The 224-nt window shown below is 52.7% G+C and carries 1 protein-coding gene; it reads left to right on the top strand.

Annotation, left to right across the window (positions count from 1 at the left end; all coding sequences use genetic code 11):
* The coding region (locus HMPREF2696_RS11610; RefSeq protein WP_168162676.1) for a hypothetical protein at positions 1-224 on the top strand (224 nt) is incomplete at both ends.

Raw genomic sequence — 224 nt, 5'->3', positions numbered from 1 at the left:
CGACGACAACATCACCACTGAAGCCCAAGACGATAAAGTGACCGTCAAGCTGAACAAAGACCTGGTGGTAGACAGCGTCAAAGCCGGCGACACCACCGTGAACAACGACGGTGTGAAAGTAGGCGACGATGTTGCATTGACCCAAGACGGCGTTAAAGCAGGTGATGTCAAACTGACCAAAGACGGATTGAACAACGCCGGCAACAAAGTGACCAACGTAGCCG

Origin of the sequence: Neisseria sp. HMSC058F07 (assembly GCF_001810035.1) — a bacterium.
GTDB lineage: Bacteria > Pseudomonadota > Gammaproteobacteria > Burkholderiales > Neisseriaceae > Neisseria > Neisseria perflava.
This window is presented reverse-complemented; position numbering and strand designations above follow the sequence as displayed.